The 15,811-nt window shown below is 68.9% G+C and carries 12 protein-coding genes and 1 pseudogene; 11 read left to right on the top strand and 2 right to left on the bottom strand.

The annotated features are described in order from the left end of the window. Window positions 1-40 precede the first annotated feature (40 nt). From ACRAS8_RS12655 to ACRAS8_RS12645, 3 genes are all read left to right on the top strand, one after another. Window positions 41-394: a zinc ribbon domain-containing protein YjdM gene (locus tag ACRAS8_RS12655; protein WP_438486028.1), complete on the top strand. Its 354-nt coding sequence runs from the start codon at window positions 41-43 to the stop codon at window positions 392-394. A gap of 225 nt (window positions 395-619) precedes the next feature. After that, on the top strand, window positions 620-1,336 hold the full coding sequence (locus ACRAS8_RS12650) for a DUF6333 family protein (protein WP_438486027.1): 717 nt from the start codon (window positions 620-622) through the stop codon (window positions 1,334-1,336). A gap of 246 nt (window positions 1,337-1,582) precedes the next feature. Further along, window positions 1,583-3,889 carry a hypothetical protein gene (locus ACRAS8_RS12645; protein WP_438486026.1) on the top strand — a complete coding sequence of 769 codons (2,307 nt, stop codon included), beginning with the start codon at window positions 1,583-1,585 and terminating at the stop codon, window positions 3,887-3,889. Window positions 3,890-4,240: 351 nt separating this feature from the next. Here ACRAS8_RS12645 and ACRAS8_RS12640 read toward each other — a convergent pair. Beyond that, a pseudogene (locus ACRAS8_RS12640) lies at window positions 4,241-4,318 on the bottom strand (type II toxin-antitoxin system prevent-host-death family antitoxin); the annotation flags it as partial. Window positions 4,319-4,828: 510 nt separating this feature from the next. Between ACRAS8_RS12640 and ACRAS8_RS12635 the strand changes: the two are divergent. The 7 genes from ACRAS8_RS12635 (at window position 4,829) to ACRAS8_RS12605 (ending at window position 13,786) form a co-directional block, all read left to right on the top strand. Continuing rightward, on the top strand, window positions 4,829-7,177 hold the full coding sequence (locus ACRAS8_RS12635) for a BTAD domain-containing putative transcriptional regulator (protein WP_438486025.1): 2,349 nt from the start codon (window positions 4,829-4,831) through the stop codon (window positions 7,175-7,177). A 219-nt stretch (window positions 7,178-7,396) separates the two neighbouring features. Next, window positions 7,397-8,116, top strand: coding sequence for a TenA family transcriptional regulator (locus tag ACRAS8_RS12630; protein WP_438486024.1), 720 nt, complete (start codon window positions 7,397-7,399; stop codon window positions 8,114-8,116). Between the two features lie 244 nt (window positions 8,117-8,360). Further along, on the top strand, window positions 8,361-9,560 hold the full coding sequence (locus ACRAS8_RS12625; protein ID WP_438486023.1) for an O-succinylhomoserine sulfhydrylase: 1,200 nt from the start codon (window positions 8,361-8,363) through the stop codon (window positions 9,558-9,560). Window positions 9,561-9,571: 11 nt separating this feature from the next. Continuing rightward, a complete protein-coding gene (locus ACRAS8_RS12620; RefSeq protein ID WP_438486022.1) occupies window positions 9,572-10,522 on the top strand; it encodes a homoserine O-acetyltransferase/O-succinyltransferase family protein in 951 nt (316 codons plus the stop codon). A gap of 77 nt (window positions 10,523-10,599) precedes the next feature. Beyond that, window positions 10,600-11,187, top strand: a complete 588-nt coding sequence (locus ACRAS8_RS12615) for a hypothetical protein (protein ID WP_438486021.1) — start codon at window positions 10,600-10,602, stop codon at window positions 11,185-11,187. Between the two features lie 84 nt (window positions 11,188-11,271). Continuing rightward, entirely contained in the window at window positions 11,272-12,588 is a 1,317-nt protein-coding gene (locus ACRAS8_RS12610; RefSeq protein WP_438486020.1) for an MFS transporter, read from the top strand. Then, window positions 12,581-13,786, top strand: a complete 1,206-nt coding sequence (locus tag ACRAS8_RS12605; RefSeq protein WP_438486019.1) for a M20 metallopeptidase family protein — start codon at window positions 12,581-12,583, stop codon at window positions 13,784-13,786. Before ACRAS8_RS12610 ends, ACRAS8_RS12605 begins: the two co-directional genes overlap by 8 nt. 20 nt (window positions 13,787-13,806) lie before the next feature. Here ACRAS8_RS12605 and ACRAS8_RS12600 read toward each other — a convergent pair whose 3' ends face one another. Beyond that, the gene (locus ACRAS8_RS12600) at window positions 13,807-14,568 is read right to left on the bottom strand and encodes a PIG-L deacetylase family protein (RefSeq protein ID WP_438486018.1); all 762 of its coding nucleotides are present in this window, start codon (window positions 14,566-14,568) and stop codon (window positions 13,807-13,809) included. Between the two features lie 204 nt (window positions 14,569-14,772). Between ACRAS8_RS12600 and ACRAS8_RS12595 the strand changes: the two genes are divergently transcribed. Beyond that, window positions 14,773-15,522, top strand: a complete 750-nt coding sequence (locus tag ACRAS8_RS12595) for a GntR family transcriptional regulator (protein ID WP_438486017.1) — start codon at window positions 14,773-14,775, stop codon at window positions 15,520-15,522. Window positions 15,523-15,811: the final 289 nt, after the last annotated feature.

Raw genomic sequence — 15,811 nt, 5'->3', positions numbered from 1 at the left:
CAATTTACGATCCCGCCGCGACCTCAAATACACTGTCTCCGTGACCGAGAATCTGCCGCCGTGCCCCGAGTGCTCCAGCGTGTACACCTACGAGATGGGCACGCTCCTGATCTGCCCCGAGTGCGGGCACGAGTGGTCACCCGCGTCCGCTGAACCCGCCGGTGACACCGGAGGCAAGATGATCCGGGACGCGGTCGGCAACGTCCTCGCAGACGGCGACTCGGTAACCGTGATCAAGACCTTGAAGGTCAAAGGCAGCCCCACCGGGATCAAGGCGGGCACCAAGGTGCGCAACATCCGGCTCGTGGACGGAGTGGACGGCCACGACATCGACTGCAAGATCGACGGGTTCGGCTCCATGCAGCTCAAGTCCAGCGTGGTCAAGAAGTCCTGACCTGACGCTTCCTCACTCATCACTCATAGCGGCGCGATCGTCCGTCCGCCGGCACGAAACCTCATCCGCTACGTACGCCCGTCTCGGTCAACGGCCGCCCCCATTTCGCCGGCCCGACCGACCGCCCGACCAGACCGGACGGACCCGACGGGCGGAACGGGATGGCGGTGGGCTTAAGTTGAGGAGGTCGGGAGGGGAGGTGCAAGGCGCCGCTACCGTGATCCCATGAGCGACCATGACTACTGGACCATTGGGCCGGAGACGATGGTACGCGGCGGGGGCGACTACTCCCTCACCCTCGTCACGCAGCCCTTCACCGTGAGCGCCAGAACTCTTCCCGCCAACGACCCGGACGCGGCCCGCCGTTTCGCCGAAGCGTTCCCTACCGTGGAAGAGGTACTGGAGGTCCTGCCGCCCGTGCCGGCCAACGAGGGCTTGTATCTGAACACGCGATCCGATCTCGATCTGGTGCGCGTGGGCGTATGGGGAAACGTGACCGGGATATCGGACCCAGCGCTTGCCGACGACGGTACCGGCCGGCACCTGCTGGAGGAGACCGCAGCGCTTTCGCGGCGCTACCCGGATGCCCGGATCGTGGGCAGGGTCGATGTCGACTGCGGCGAGAGCCACACCGAGGACATCGTGCGACTTCCTTGCGGCACGATGCTGTACGCGTGCGGATGGCCGGCGATGGAGCCGTGGGAGGTCGTCGGAGAGCCCGATGCACTTCTCGCGGCGCTGGATCTGACGCCGCCCGTTCCGGAAGCCCACGGCGTCGAGTGGGCGGACGATCCGGGGCAGATGGACTGGTCGGGGCTGTGCGGTTTGGCGCTGGGGGAGGCGGACCCATGGCCGTGGCCGTTGCAGACGAGCGTGTTCAGGGTGCGGCACACCGAGGATTACACCGGCAGCATGGAAGATCTGTGGTTCCTGGACGGGTGATCAACTCGCCCTGTATTCAGGGTACTTGACATGTTGAAAGAGTTGTGAAAGTCAGTCCTTCCCCGGTGCGGGTCGCTACGGTGGGGGCCGGTCGGCGCACATGTCACGGGGGGCACCGCGCGCCGTCACCACCCCTCAGTGCCCCCACACGAGGGAAAGACGCCGTAATTGATGCACTCCATAAGCCCACCGAAACGGTGGAGGCCCGTCTCCCGCGTCCTGGCCGCGTTAGGCCTCGCCGGAGCGGTGACCGTCACCGGTCTGCCCGGCTCCGGTGTCACGGATGCTTGGGCAGCGAACAAGGTCGTCATCTCGGGCGGTAAGCGCTGTGACAAGTTCCACCTCGGGCGCGAGTTCGCCAAGAGTCCGTCGAACTCGGGTTTTCCCGCGGGGCCGGACAACTTCGACATCTGGAAGGGAGACCCGAAAAACTACAACTACGACCTGCCCGGCAAGGCGTTCGACGGGCTGAAGGCCCCCACTGCCGCCGACAAGGCACGTGTCGCCTCGAAGTTCTCCGACGCACCCACCCCGGGCAAGCAGGCCGACCGCTGGTCGCGCTACGCCACCAAGACCGGCAAGCCGGAAGATCGTGCGACCGCGATCTACGCCCGGTTCCTGGCCACCGGACGCCCCGACGCCGACTTCACCAACTGGTTCACCATCGATTACGTCGGCAAGCAGGAGAACAACCGTAAGGGCGCCGCGTTCGAAGGTCGTCTGGTCAAGGACTTCAACCTCGTCGGTCCGGACTGGCTGTGCGAAGTCGATGTCAAGGTCTACGACGAGAACGGCAAGCTGATTGCCTCTCGCCGCTACGACGCCTACAACAAGCGCACTTTGGAGTTCAACGAGTTCAAGTCGAACTCCAAGCCGCGCGATGACCAACTCAGGGCCGATCGCACCATCCTCAAGGAGAAGCCTGATCACACGCTGCGCTACACAGGCGGAAAGAAGTGGGATCAGGAAGACGCCGACAAGATCAAGCAGCTCGACAAAGACGTCTCCGCCGAACGCGGCAAGACCAACCAGGTCCGCGGCTTCCAGCGCCAGTACAACGGGGTGGCGCGCACCGTCCCGATCCGTGGCTACTCGCGTGAGGACCGCTGGTTCGCCCCGGACCCGAACAAGGGAACCCGCGGTCCGGCCAACGACCGCGCCTACAACTCGCCTCCCACCCCGGAGGACGCGCGCCGTCAGCAGGGCGCCGCACGGAGGATCGACGTCCGCGGCACGCTCCCGCGCGGCGGACCCGGAGGAGTGGACTTCTCCACGCTGGAGCTGCGCTACGTCGGCACACCCGTCAAAGGCAGGGGCATGGACTACTCCATGCACGCCGATCTGACGAAGAACCCTGACACCAACCCGTCCTGGGGCGGCAAGGAGAAAATGGACCTTGCCTCGGACGCGTTCTTCACCTGGCTCGCGCTGACACCGGACAAGATGTGGGTCAACCTCAACCCGGACCAGCCCGACCGGATCATGGACTCCGCGTTCGCGAAGACCGACGCAGGCCGAGTCCTGCTCCAGGCCGACATGGAGATGAAGCACGACTACGCGCGCGCCATGAACCCCGACACTCCTGCGGGGAAACGGTTCTGGTACGGGATCTCCACCGTGGACGGCAAGCCGTGCATGAATTCCACCCGAAACTGGATCACCCCCAGGCCCGCCAAGGTGCGCGAGCAGGACGGCGGGATATACATCCTGGACGCGCCGTTGAAGGTCCAGTCGGTTGCCCAGGACTACAACACCCCGGGGCCCGGCGGATCCTGCAAGCTGAGCAAAGAGCAGATCCGGCACAACATGAGCGTGCTGAACCGCGAGATCATCCCGATCGTCGAGAAGAAGGTCAACAGCGACCCCTTCTACGCCGACCTGCGCCGCGTCTACACCTCACGTGTGGCTGCGGAGTGGATCCGCCGGCAGGACGCGAAGAATCCCACCGACTTCCACAAGATCATCGACAGCAATGATCTCAAGCGGTGGCCGCTGCGCGGAAAGAACAAGAACTGGGACAAGAAGACCGTCTACGACGAGATGGTCAGGTCCTACAAGAACGGCGACTTCAAGTACAAGCTGCCTGTCGGCGGGACGGTCTACATCTACACCGTCGGCGGCGTCGACTTCTCCAAGAGCCCGAAGCGGAACATCACCAGCGCCCAATTCGGCCTCCAGTACCGCACCCTGGACACGACGACCAAGACGTCCCTGAGGTCCGACGACACCTCCTACCGGGACACCGACGAGTTGTACATCGGCGGTAACGCAGCCGGCGCCACCGGAGGCGGCGACCAGCCCACCCCGACGCCGACACCCTCACATACGGGTGAACCTTCCCCGACGCACCACCCCGGCAGTCCACCCCCGAACCCCACCCACAACGGAGGCACGCATCCCAGCCCACCCGCCACCAAGGACCCGAACGGCGACCTCGCCCACACGGGCTCCGACATCCCCATCGGCCTCATCACCGGCATGGCTGCCGCACTGGTCGCTCTGGGAGGGGGCCTGGTGTGGTGGATGCGCCGCCGTAAGACCAGCCCTCGATGACCTGACCGCACTGGCCAGTGATCAGCGCTTCGCTTCCTCTTGAGAGGCAGTGCCCTGCCGGCGCGCCCGTCGGGGCCAGGTCCACGGATGGCTGAGCGATGCGCCTTTGAACAAACGCATCTGAGCAAACGCACTGAGCAAACGCATCTGAACGAACGCATTGAACCAACGCCTCCGACGCCACGTCGCTCGGTGTGGCGAACATGCAGGTCAGAAGAGGTCGGGCTCCGTCGAGCCCGACCTCTTCGTCGATCCCGTGTCGGATCGGTGAGGGATGTCCTGATGTGACGTCAGGGGCGTTCAGGTGCCGTAGGCGGTGGAGCGATGCCCGGTCGGAAGACGGCGCGGTACTCACTCACTGCGCGCCAGCGTCTCCCTCATGATGTCCTCGATCGGGATGCCGGGTGCCGGGTCGGCCATGCGCTCGTCGGTGCTGGTACGTCGCCGCGGTGCCGGATCTGGCGCCGGGCGCGATCTCGGGGTGTGTTTCTGCAGGTCACGGACTTGTGGTGGGGGGAAGGGGGAATGGTGGTGTGTGCGTCGTGGGGTGTTCGGGGGTGGGTGTGGGTGTTGTTCGGTGGGTGAGGGGTGTCTCACATGGTGGGACGGGACCTTGAGGGGCTATCTGTGGGCTGCATTAATACCCGTGATGATCTTGCCGCTCAGGAGTCGGGCGCTTCCGTCGGCGCATGACGTCCTGCGTCACGGCCCGCTTCGCCGCCACGGCGTCCTCGCCGTGATGTCACAGCCGCCAAGGAGCGCTGCGCGCCCCTACTCTGGGTGCGGTGAACGCTAGTTCCGCAGGCTCGCGGGGCGTGGGCCCCCGCGGGTAAGAAGTGCTCACAAGGGGGAATTGCCGTGGCCGCGTCGACGAGTAGCGTTCTGGAATGCCGCTTACTGGGGCCGCTGGACATCGAAGTGGGCGGCCGGCGGCTTCAGATGACGGCCCCGCGACTGCAATCCGTACTGGGGACGCTGCTGTTGCGCGCCGGGGAGACGGTTCCGGTCCAGCGCCTGGTGGACTGTGTATGGGAGGACCGGCCGCCCGCCGACCCCAGCAACCAGGTCGCCGTGTGCGTCTCCCTCCTGCGGCGCAAGCTGACACAGGCCGGCGCCGCGGGCGACCTGATCGTCACCGACGCGCCGGGGTACCGCCTGCAGACCCACGCCCTCCGGCTCGATACGCGCCGGGTGACGCAACTGGGCAAGGAAGCCGCCGACCGGCGGGCCGCCGGTGAGAACGAAGCGGCGGTCGAGCTCCTCGGGGAGGCGCTGTCGCTCTGGCGCGGTCCGCTGCTCGCGGGCATCTCGCGCCAGGTGTGGCAGTCGGACGTGCACGCCTGGGAGGAGAAGCGGGTCGCGCTGCGGGAGATGTGCACGAAGATCCAGCTGGAGTTGGGGCAGTACGAGCACCTCATATCCGAGCTGTCCAGCTTCATTCAGGAACACCCACTTTTCGAGCGCCCCCGGGCCCAGTTGATGACCGCGTTCTATCATTCCGGGCGCCAGGCCGACGCGCTGCGCGTCTTCCGGGAGACCAGCGAGCTGCTGAAGAGCGAACTCGCGGTGGCTCCGGGAGCCGAGCTCCGGCAGCTGCATCACGACATTCTGCATGGGACTCTTCCGCCGGTGGGGCCAGTGAGTCCTGTGGGTTCCGTACATCCCGTGAGTCCCGTGAGTTCCGTGGGGCCGGTGGGTCCGGTGCGGTCGAACGTCGTTGGAGGGGAACGCGGGGCAGCGGTCGCCCCGGATGCCCCGGGCGCTCCCACCGCATGGCCCGCTGCGGTGCCCGCCTCGGTGCCCGTCGCGGAGGCTTCCACCGTGTCGGCCGCGGCCGTGCCATCGACCGGTCCCTGCCTGCTCCCCGGTGACACCGGGGAGTTCGTCGGTCGGGAAACCGAAATCGCCGCGATTCAGGGCATCTTGGCGCCGGCCACCGGCCCGGTGCCGGTCGTCGGTGTGGTGGGCGCCGGCGGAACGGGCAAGTCGACCCTGGCGGTTCATGTGGCGCACCGGCTGCGTCCGGCCTTCACCGGGGGGCAGCTCTACATCGACCTGCGGGCAACAACCGCCCGCCCGGTAGCGCCCGGGGAGGCGCTGGCACGGCTGTTGCGCGAACTGGGCCTGCCCGCGGCGGCGATCCCCGAGGGGGTCGAGCAGCGTGCCGAGCGCTACCGTGCGTTACTGGCGGACCGCCGCATCCTGATCGTTCTCGACGACGCGGCGGGCACCGAGCAGATCCGCCCGCTGCTCCCCGGGACGGGCAGCTGTGGCGTGCTGATCACCAGCCGCGCCAGGGTCGGCGTGGTGTCCACGGCGAACGTCTTCGAGCTCGGAGTCTTCTCCGAGGAGCAAGCCGTCGAACTGCTGAGGCGCATCGTGGGCGCCGGCCGCACCGGGGCCGAGCCGGAGGCCGCGCGGGAGTTGGTCGGGCACTGCGGCCGGCTGCCGCTGGCGGTCGGCATCGTCGGCGCCAAGCTCGCGGCCAAGCCGCACTGGTCGCTGGCGCGGGCCGTGGCGCGACTGGCCGACGAGCGGCGGCGGTTGGACGAGCTGTGCCACGACCGGCTGGCCGTCCGTGCCAGTCTCCGGCCGTCGTACGAGAGCATCGGCCCCGCTGCCAGGCGGCTGCTGCACGGGCTGGCCCGGCTGGCCCTGACCGACTTCGGGGAGTGGGTGGCCGCCCCCTTGCTCGGCCTGCCCGCCGCCGCGTTGGAGAGTCTGCTGGAGGAGCTGGTGGACGCCCGGCTCGTCGAGGTGAGGGACACCGGACGGGCCGGACAACTCCGTTATCGCTTGCCTGAATTGGTCCGTCTTTACGCGATGGAGCAGGCCGCGGTCGTGGAGGCCGGTGCGGCTGCGGAGGCGGGATGGGCAGGGGGGAACGGCGTCGGGCCCGGTAGCTGGAGCGTGGGCGCTGCCGCGGGTGCCGCGGGTCCCGTCCCCTGCGCACCCCGCGGCGTGGGCGACCTCGCGGCCGAACGCCGAGCGGTCGCGGCCGCCCTCGCCCGCCCGCCTCTGACGCCCGCCGTCCGCGCCTATCGCGCGGCGTGCGGTGGCGAGTTCGCCGCCGTCCGCGGTGGCGCGGACCTGCCGCGCGGCCCCGGCCTGGCCTCGATGACGAACGGCGCACCGTCGCCGCGCCGCTACGACGCGGAGCGCGCGAGGCTGCTGCCCGCGCTGTCCGCACAGCCCGTCGAGTGCGGCGTGGGCGCCTGCACCCCGGACCTGGCCGCCGGCTGCCGTCGGCTGTTCGGCGCGCGCGGCCACCCCGACCACGGCGACTAGGGCGTGTCCGAGGGGTCACGGCCAGGGCCCGCGCGTACGCCCCGCGGGCCGTACGCCGGGCGGGCGGCGGTCGTATACGGCCGCCACCCGCCCGGTTCCGCGATGACATCGGTATATCCGCGATGACATCGGCATAACAGGGTTTTGAAATGGCCTTCATCTAGCCTTTTGGCCACCAGCCGCCGCCAAGTACCGGAAATCAGGTAGAGGAGCCCAGGCATGCCGATGGATCGAGACGCGTTCCGCGACGAACTTGAGCGTACCCTGCACAACAAGCTCACGCTCTCCCACCCCATGTTCGACATTCTCTTCGACCCGGAGAAGCCGGACCGGCACACGCTGCAGAAGGTGGCGCTGCAGGGCTACCAGCTGACGAAGCACTTCCTGGACTACATAGAGACGCTTTTCTACTACTGCCCGAAGACGGACGGAAAGCACAAGCGCCGGCTCCTCTTCAACCTCTACGAGGAGGAGACCGGCCGGATCTCCAAGACCAAGAACCACGTGCAGCTGATGGAGGACTTCCTCCGCGCCATCGGCATCGACGACGCCACGCGGGACGCCGAAACGGCGCTGCCGGCCACCCAGGAACTCATCGACTACCGCATGACCGCCGTGAAGAACCCCGAGACCTACCACATCGGGGCGGCCGCGGTGATGATCGCGAGCGAGGGCCAGAACCTGGAGACCCGCGGCGCGGACGCCCGCGATGTCCTCTTCAAGCGGGTCTACGGCCTCAAGGACGAGGACCTGCTGTTCTTCTCCGTGCACCAGGAGGAGGACGTCCACCACGTCCGGCACGGCCTGGACCTGGTCGCCGACATCTGCACCACCGACGAGCAGCAGTCCGAGGCGCTCTACGCGGTCGGACACACCTGCGACCTCTTCTACAACATGTACGAGGGCATCTACCAGGAGTACAAGGCCGGCCGGCTCTGAGGAGCGCCCGCCCACCCGGTCCACGGAAATGGGGACGCAATCGGGAGTATTCCGCGCCCCATTTCCGCGGCAGGTGCCCGAAACGCATTTTCTCCTGAGGCGATCTGACGAGGCGGCCCGCCGCCGCAGTCCGCCGGTATTCGCGTCAATTCCCTGTGCGCCGGTGTGAGTGGCGCACACCGCCGCCGCAGTCCGGTTTCCGGTGTGCCGACGCCGCTGGACGGATCAAGGAGCGCAATTCGCCGTGACTCAACCCCTCACCTCGGAATCGTTCGCCACCCGCGCCATACGGGCCGGCCAGTACCAGGACCTCTCGGACTCCCACAGCGAGGGCCTGGCCCTCACGTCGAGCTATGTCTTCGACGACGCCGAGGACGCCGCGGAGAAGTTCGCCGGGCGGCGTCCCGGAAACGTGTATGTGCGCTTCAGCAACCCCACCGTGACCGCCTTCGAAGAACGCATGGCGGCGCTGGAGCAGGCGGAGTCCGGCGTCGCCGTGGCGTCCGGCATGGCCGCGTATCTGGGAATCGCGCTCGGCCTGTTGAAGGCCGGTGACCATGTGGTGCTGGCCGATGGGATGTTCGGCACCACCACCCGCCTCTTCCAGACGTATCTGAAGAAATTCCAGGTGTCCTCCACCATCGCCGACGTGCGGGACCTGGGGGAGTGGCGCCGTCAGGTCCGGCCGAACACCGTGATGTTCGTCCTGGAGACCCCCACCAACCCCCTGATGCACGTGGCGGATCTGCGCGGGCTGTCCGCGCTCGCCGCCGAGCACGGAATTCTGCTGGTGGTCGACAACACCCTGTGCACGCCCGCCCTGCAGAATCCCGTTCCGCTCGGCGCCGACCTCGTCATCCACTCGGCGGCCAAATACATCGACGGCCAGGGCCGGTGCGGGGGCGGCGTCGTGGTCGGCCGCGACGACCTCGTCAAGGAGATCGGCGGTGTGCTGCGTACCGCGGGCCCCGGCCTGAGCCCGTTCAACGCCTGGGTTTTCCTGAAGAGTCTGGAGACCCTGGAACTCCGTATGCGGGAGCACTCCCGCAACGGCCGGCTCCTGGCGGAATGGCTGGAGGGCCATCCGGCCGTGGAACAGGTCTTCTTCACCGGCCTGCGGTCGCATCCACAGCGCGAGCTGATCGACAGTCAGCAGTCCGGCCCGGGCGGTCTGGTGAGTTTCACCGTCCGCGGCGATCAGGAAACGGCGTGGCGGGTCGCCGACCACCTTTCCCTGATCTCCCTGACGACCAATATCGGCGATACCAAGTCCATGATCACGCACCCCGCGTCGACCACCCACGGCCGCCTGTCGCCCGAGGCCAGGGAGCGCTCCGGAATCACCGGGAACATGCTGCGGCTCTCCGTCGGTCTGGAACACATCGACGACCTCATCACGGACCTGGACAAGGCACTCGACAACGTGACCATTTCGTCCGAGTGAATGGATACGGCATGTCACACACCCGCCACGACGCCGAGCGACGAGCGCTGCGGATCGGGCTGGTCGACCTCATGTCGGCCGTCCCGAACAGGCCGGCACAGAAGATGTTCCGCTCCGCGATCGAGTCCGCGGCCACGGAAAGCGGACTGTCCCTCGCCTTCGAATACCACGCCGTCGACCCGAACTGCGCCCCCGAGCACTGCGGCATCGACTGGCGGCGGCTCGTCGCGGCGGACGCCCTGCTCGTCACCGGAAGCGAACCGACCCGGCTGGACATCGAGTCGGAGCCGGCGCTGGCCGTGGTGCGCCGCATCATCGAGGACACCGCGGACCGGGTGCCGTCCACCCTCTTCTCGTGCCAGTCGGCGCACGCCGCGCTGTATGTGCTGTACGGGCTGCGGCGCCGACGGCTGGCCGACAAGTACACGGAAGTGGCCGAACACCGCGTGAGCGTCCCGGACCACGTGCTCACCGCCGGACTCTCCCACGGCGTGCCCGTGCCGCACTCCCGCTGGAACAGTGTGCCGGCGGCGGAACTCCACCGGGCGGGGGTCGTCCCCCTCCTGGAGACCGGCGACGACGACTGGCATCTCGCAGCGAGCCCGGACGGACTGCGCCACCTCTTCTGCCAGGGGCACCCCGAATACCGCCGGGACACCCTGCTGCGCGAATACCAGCGCGATCTGCGACGCCATCTGGCCGGGGAGACCGACGAGTTCCCGCAGCTTCCGGAACCCTATCTGGATGCCACGGCGCGGGAACTGGTACTCCGCTATACCGAGAAATTACGGGAACAGCGGGACACCGCCCTGCTGGCGAGCTTCCCGGCCGAGTCGGCGACGGAGGGAATCCTGGCCGACTGGCGGTCGGACACGACCAGATTCTTCGGGAACTGGCTGCGCGCCGTCGCCCGGTCCACCGCAACGGCCGGCGACGTGAACACGGCACGCACCATGCCCTGAACACGGCACGCACCGCGCCCTGAAACACGGCACGTGCATTCCACCTCCACACGAAGAAACCCGGGTAAGTGAACGCGATGACTGCTGAACTGCGCTGGCACTGGGCCGCCGAACTGGACGGCCACGCCGAGGCATTGGCCGGCATGCTGGCCGCGAGCGTCGCCGACGAAGGAATCCTCGGATACGCGGCCCGGCCGACCGAGGAGCAACTCACCGGATTCGTCGACGGGCTGAAGGAACTGAAGGCGAAAGGAACCGGCCATGTTCTCCTCGGCGAGGACGCCGAGGGCACCGTGGCCATGTGCGTGATCAAAACCCGCTCGATGCCCAACTCCCGCCATATAGCGGAGGTGGAGAAGGCATATCTCGCACCACGGGTACGCGGCACCACCGCGGTCTTCCAACTCGCCCGGCACGTCTGCCTGAAGGCGACGGAACTCGGTACCGAACTGCTCCTCATCGACGTCCGGGAGGATTCCAAGGCTCATAAGGTATGGGCCCGCCTCGGATTCACCACGTACGGTGTGCTCGACGACTACGTCCGCGTCGACGGACAGCGGCACCGCGGGCATTACATGCGGCACCAGGTGGCGGAACTGGCCGCCACGGTCACCAGCCGACTCGCGGAGCTGAACGAGCGCGCGGACCCGACGCCGGAAGCCTGAGCCCCGAGCGCCGGGGCGGATCGAGCGGCACACTCCGGGCCGATCCGCGCCGACCGACCACCAAGGCAAGTGACTAAGGACGACATGGCGACCAACGAGACAGAGCCCGATACGCAGGCCCGGCCCGGCCCGGACTCCCCGCCGGCGGCGAAACGGACACACACGAAGACCTTCATCCTGGTGGCAGTCGCGCTGGGCTTCGTCATCGCCCTGATGTCGTCCGCCATCAAGAACACGGTCAGCGTGTTCTATGTGTCGATGGCGCACGACTTCTCGGTGAGCCGCGGCACCTTCGCCATCGCCCCGTCGGTGTTCATGCTGGCCTATGCGATCGCCTCCCCCGTCATGGGTTTCGTCGCCGACCGGTTGGGCGCCCGCCGCTCGCTGGCCGGCGGGCTGGTACTGGGCGGCGCGATGTTCCTCGTCGGCGGCGTCATCAGCTCCTTCGCGCTGTTCTCGGTGGTGTACGGAGTGGGACTGGCGATCGCGTACACCGCGATCTCCTACGTTCCGCTGGGCGTTCTGGTCGACGAGCTGTTCCCGCCGCACCGCCGCGGCCTGACGTACGCCATCCTCATGAACGGCACGGCCGTCGGCTTCATCGCGCTGGTGCCCCTGTGGATCTACGTCGAGAAGAGCACCTCCTGGCGCACGGTGTTCATCGCCCTGGGCGTCCTCATGGTCGCCCTCATGCTCCTGGCCCTCGTCTTCCTGCCGGGAGAGAAGAAGGCGCCGGAAGAGGACGGAAAGACGGCGCCGGCAGGAGAGCAACCGGCAGCGGAACAAGCGGAGAAGGCCAAGGGCGGTATGGTCGGCGCCGCACTGCGCTCCCCGGTCTTCTGGACCATCAGCCTCGCCTTCGTCGGCTGCGGCGTGACCATGTCCTTCGTCGACGTGCACCTGGTGGCGAGCCTCGACAGCCACGGTCTGGGCGGCGGCACCGCGAGCACCACCATGGCGATCCTGGGCGCCGCGGAGATCGTCGGTTCGCTCGTCGCCGGGTATCTGTGCGACCGCGGCCACGGCCTGAAGGTGCTGGCGGGCTGCTATCTGATCCGGGCCCTGTCACTGGTCGTGATGGTGGTGGCCCCCTCCGTCCTCACCGCCTGGGTCTTCGGTCTGCTCTTCGGCATCAGCTACATGGGCACGGTGGTGGCGGGGTCGATGTACCTGCTCAACGCGCTGGACCCGCGCGCCAAGGGCCTCGCCCTGGGGCTGATGTGGTGTCTCCACCAGGTCGGCGCGTTCGCGGCCAGCGAGGCCGGCGGGCTCAGCTTCGACGCCCTGCACTCCTACGACCCCCTCGTCATCGGAGCGGCCGCCAGCGCCGGCCTCTCCTTCCTGATCGTCGTCCTCGCCCTGCCCAAGGCCCTGCGAAAGGCACACCCCGGCCATGCGTGACGCCCTGCGCACCGACCTGCTCGACCGCGTCGCACAGCAGCTTCCCCAACTGGTCCGCTGGCGCCGCGATCTGCACGTCCACCCGGAGACGGGAGTCCACAACCCACGGACCCAGCAGGCCGTCCTCCAGGCGCTCGAAGGACTGGACCTGGCCGTCACCCGGGGCCGCACCTGCAGCTCCGTGACCGCGACCCTGCGCGGCAGCCGCCCCGGCCCCACCCTCCTGCTGCGGGCCGACACCGACGCGCTGCCCATGACGGAGGACACCGGCCTGGCGTTCGCCAGCCAGAACCCCGGCGCGGCCCACGCCTGCGGCCACGACATGCACACCGCGATGCTGCTGGGCGCCGCCACCCTCCTGGCCACCGAGCTGCGCGAGGAGGTCGCGGGCACCGTGAAGTTCGTCTTCCAGCCCGGCGAGGAGGGCTGCGGAGGCGCCGAACGGATGCTGGCGGACGGGCTCCTGGACGAGCCGGTGGACGCGGCCTTCGCCCTGCACGTCAACCCCAACCTCCCCTCCGGCGTCGTCGCCACCAGACCCGGCTCCTTCTTCGCCTCCTGCGACGAGTTCGAGATCACCCTCACCGGCCGCGGCGGCCACGCGTCCATGCCGCACACCTGCAACGACCCCATCCCGGCCCTGCTCACCCTGGGCACGGGCCTGCTGAGCACGGTCTCCAGGAGCTTCGATCCGGCCTCCCCGGTCCTGGTGAGCCTCGGCGCGGTGACGGCCGGCACCACCTCCAACGTCATCCCGGAATCCGGCGTCCTCAAGGGCACGCTCCGCGCCTACACCCCCGAATCGAGGGCCCAGGCGTGGGCCCGCATCACCCGGCTCGCCGAATCCACCGCCGAGGCCCACGGCCTCACCTGCCGCGTCACCCACAGCTACGCCTGCGCCCCCACCGTCAACACCCCCGAAGAGGCCGCCCGGATCCTCGACCTGGCCGCCGAACTCCTCGGCCCGGAACGCTCCGTCGAGCTGCCCTCTCCCGTCATGGCCGCCGAGGACTTCGGCTACCTCCTGGAACGCGTCCCCGGCGCCCTCGTCCTCGTGGGGGCCTGTCCGCCCGGGACCTCCCCCGGTGAGGCCGCCCCGTGCCACTCCAACCGGATGACCCTCGACGAACAAGCGATGATCACCGGCACCGCCCTCCACCTGGCCCTCGCCCTGACCGGTCTCCGCTCCGGCGCCTGAGCCGGCCCCTCGGACGCGTCTCAGTGCGCGAACACCTCGAACAGCACCGCCGGGCGGCCGTGGTGGCGGGCGGCGGCGGTGGCGTAGGCACGGTCGAGGAAGTCGCGGGCGTAGGCGTGCGGGTCCTGGCCGGCGGTGGTGAGGGCCTTGATGTAGGTGGTGTGGGCGGCCAGCGACTCGACGGCGCGGGGGATGCCGGGGCCCACTTCGGCGGCGTGGGTGGGACGGGGCGAGCCGGCCACGGCGGTCCAGCGGACGCCGGGCCAGGGCGCGAGGCCCTCGGTGTCGGCGAGTTCGGGGAAGATCCAGCGGTTGCCGGCGTCGGCTGCGGCGTCCAGAACGGCGCGGCCCACCACCCGGTGGTCGGGGGTGTTCCAGTGCGTGCCGAACCAGGTGTCGCGGTGGTTGAGGGTGATCAGCAGCTCGGGGCGGTGCCGGCGGACCGCGGCGGCCAGGTCGCGGCGGAGCGCCAGGGAGGGCTCGATCACGCCGTCCCGGTGGCCGTCGAGGAACTCCACGGTGCGGACGCCGACGTGCGCCGCGGCGGCGCGCTGCTCGGCCTCGCGTACCGCGGCGCACTCCGGCGGCGCCAGGCCGTCGATACCGGCCTCGCCGCGGGTGACCAGGAGGTAGCGGATGTCCCGGCCGGCGTCGGCCCATTCGGCGATGGCGGCCGCGGCGCCGTATTCGAGGTCGTCGGGGTGGGCCACGACGGCCAGCGCCCGCCGCCAGTCGCCGGGCATCGGGCGGAGGGAGCTGACGGCGGCGTTCTCGATCGGCATCACGGCCCCTTGCTGATCGGTGGCGATCTCGGTGGCGATGGTGACACGGCCGGACGTGGAACGGGTGTTTTGGGGTGCGACGGGCGCGGGAGAGACGGAACTGAGCTGCGGCGATCGCCGTCCGTAAATGTCTGGCTCAGGCTTGCGGTCGGCGACGCGGGGTTGTCACGCTGTCGCTGACTGTCAAGCTGTTGGGAGGGGCACGTGCCTTTCGGTGAGCAGCCCGCGTACCTCCGCGTCGCCGGTGACCTGCGCCAGAAGATCGTCGACGGGGTGCTGGCCCCGCACACCCGGCTCCCCTCCCAGGCGCGTATCCGCGAGCAGTACGGCGTCTCCGACACCGTCGCACTGGAGGCACGCAAGGTCCTGATGGCCGAGGGACTGGTGGAGGGCCGGTCCGGGTCGGGGACGTATGTGCGGGAGCAGCCGGTGCCGCGCCGGATCGCCCGCGGCGGCTATCACCACCGGGGCTGCACGCCGTTCCGCCAGGAGCAGACGGACGAGCGGGTGCGCGGCACCTGGGAGTCCAACAGCGAGCAGGAGGCGGCCGGTTCGGCGGTGGCGGCCCGGCTGCGGATCCCGGTGGGCGCCAAGGTGATGCGGACGCGCTATGTGTTCCGCGCGGAGGGGGAGCCGTCGATGCTCTCCACCTCCTGGGAGCCGCTGGAGATCACCGGGCGGACGCCGGTGATGCTGCCGGAGGAGGGCCCGCTGGCCGGGCGCGGGGTGGTCGAGCGGATGGCCGCGATCGACGTGGTGGTGGACAACGTCGTCGAGGAGGTCGGGGCACGGCCGGGCCTGGCGGAGGAGGCGATGGCGCTGGGCGGGGTGCCGGGCCATGCGGTGCTGGTCGTCTCGCGTACGTACTTCGCGGGCGGCCGGCCGGTCGAGACGGCGGATGTGATCGCGCTCGCGGCGCGCCATCGGGTCGCGTACCACCTGCCGGTGAAGTAGGCGAAGTAGATGAAGTAGCGGCGGGGGCGGTGCGACGGCCCCCGCGCGGGGTGTTGTGCCGGGTTTCGTCGGATATCCGGGGCGGCCGTGCGCGCTCCCGTGCCCCCGTGGACTGCCCGTGGTCGCCAAGTCGACGCCGTGTGTGGGGATCCTGCGCAAATCGCAGGGTCCGACGCCCGCGATTTCCAGCCGACTTGAGTGTCCGGTTTGCACGGTTTTGATGGTGAATGCCGTCCGGATAACGGTGTTGGAAACCTCACAGAGGCTCAACTCGGCGGGATTTTTTGTC

The sequence above is a fragment of the Streptomyces sp. S186 genome, from assembly GCF_051603415.1.
In the GTDB taxonomy this organism is placed as follows: Bacteria; Actinomycetota; Actinomycetes; order Streptomycetales; family Streptomycetaceae; genus Streptomyces.
The sequence above is the reverse complement of the archived record's forward strand: the minus strand, read 5'-3'. Positions and strand labels throughout refer to the sequence as shown.

Coding starts and splice junctions, on each gene's coding strand:
- ACRAS8_RS12620 (WP_438486022.1), top strand. CDS start 9,572: ATGTCACACACCCGCCACGACGCCGAGCGACGAGCGCTGCGGATCGGG.
- ACRAS8_RS12635 (WP_438486025.1), top strand. CDS start 4,829: ATGACGGCCCCGCGACTGCAATCCGTACTGGGGACGCTGCTGTTGCGC.
- ACRAS8_RS12600 (WP_438486018.1), bottom strand. CDS start 14,568: ATGCCGATCGAGAACGCCGCCGTCAGCTCCCTCCGCCCGATGCCCGGC.
- ACRAS8_RS12610 (WP_438486020.1), top strand. CDS start 11,272: ATGGCGACCAACGAGACAGAGCCCGATACGCAGGCCCGGCCCGGCCCG.
- ACRAS8_RS12650 (WP_438486027.1), top strand. CDS start 620: ATGAGCGACCATGACTACTGGACCATTGGGCCGGAGACGATGGTACGC.
- ACRAS8_RS12615 (WP_438486021.1), top strand. CDS start 10,600: ATGACTGCTGAACTGCGCTGGCACTGGGCCGCCGAACTGGACGGCCAC.
- ACRAS8_RS12605 (WP_438486019.1), top strand. CDS start 12,581: ATGCGTGACGCCCTGCGCACCGACCTGCTCGACCGCGTCGCACAGCAG.
- ACRAS8_RS12630 (WP_438486024.1), top strand. CDS start 7,397: ATGCCGATGGATCGAGACGCGTTCCGCGACGAACTTGAGCGTACCCTG.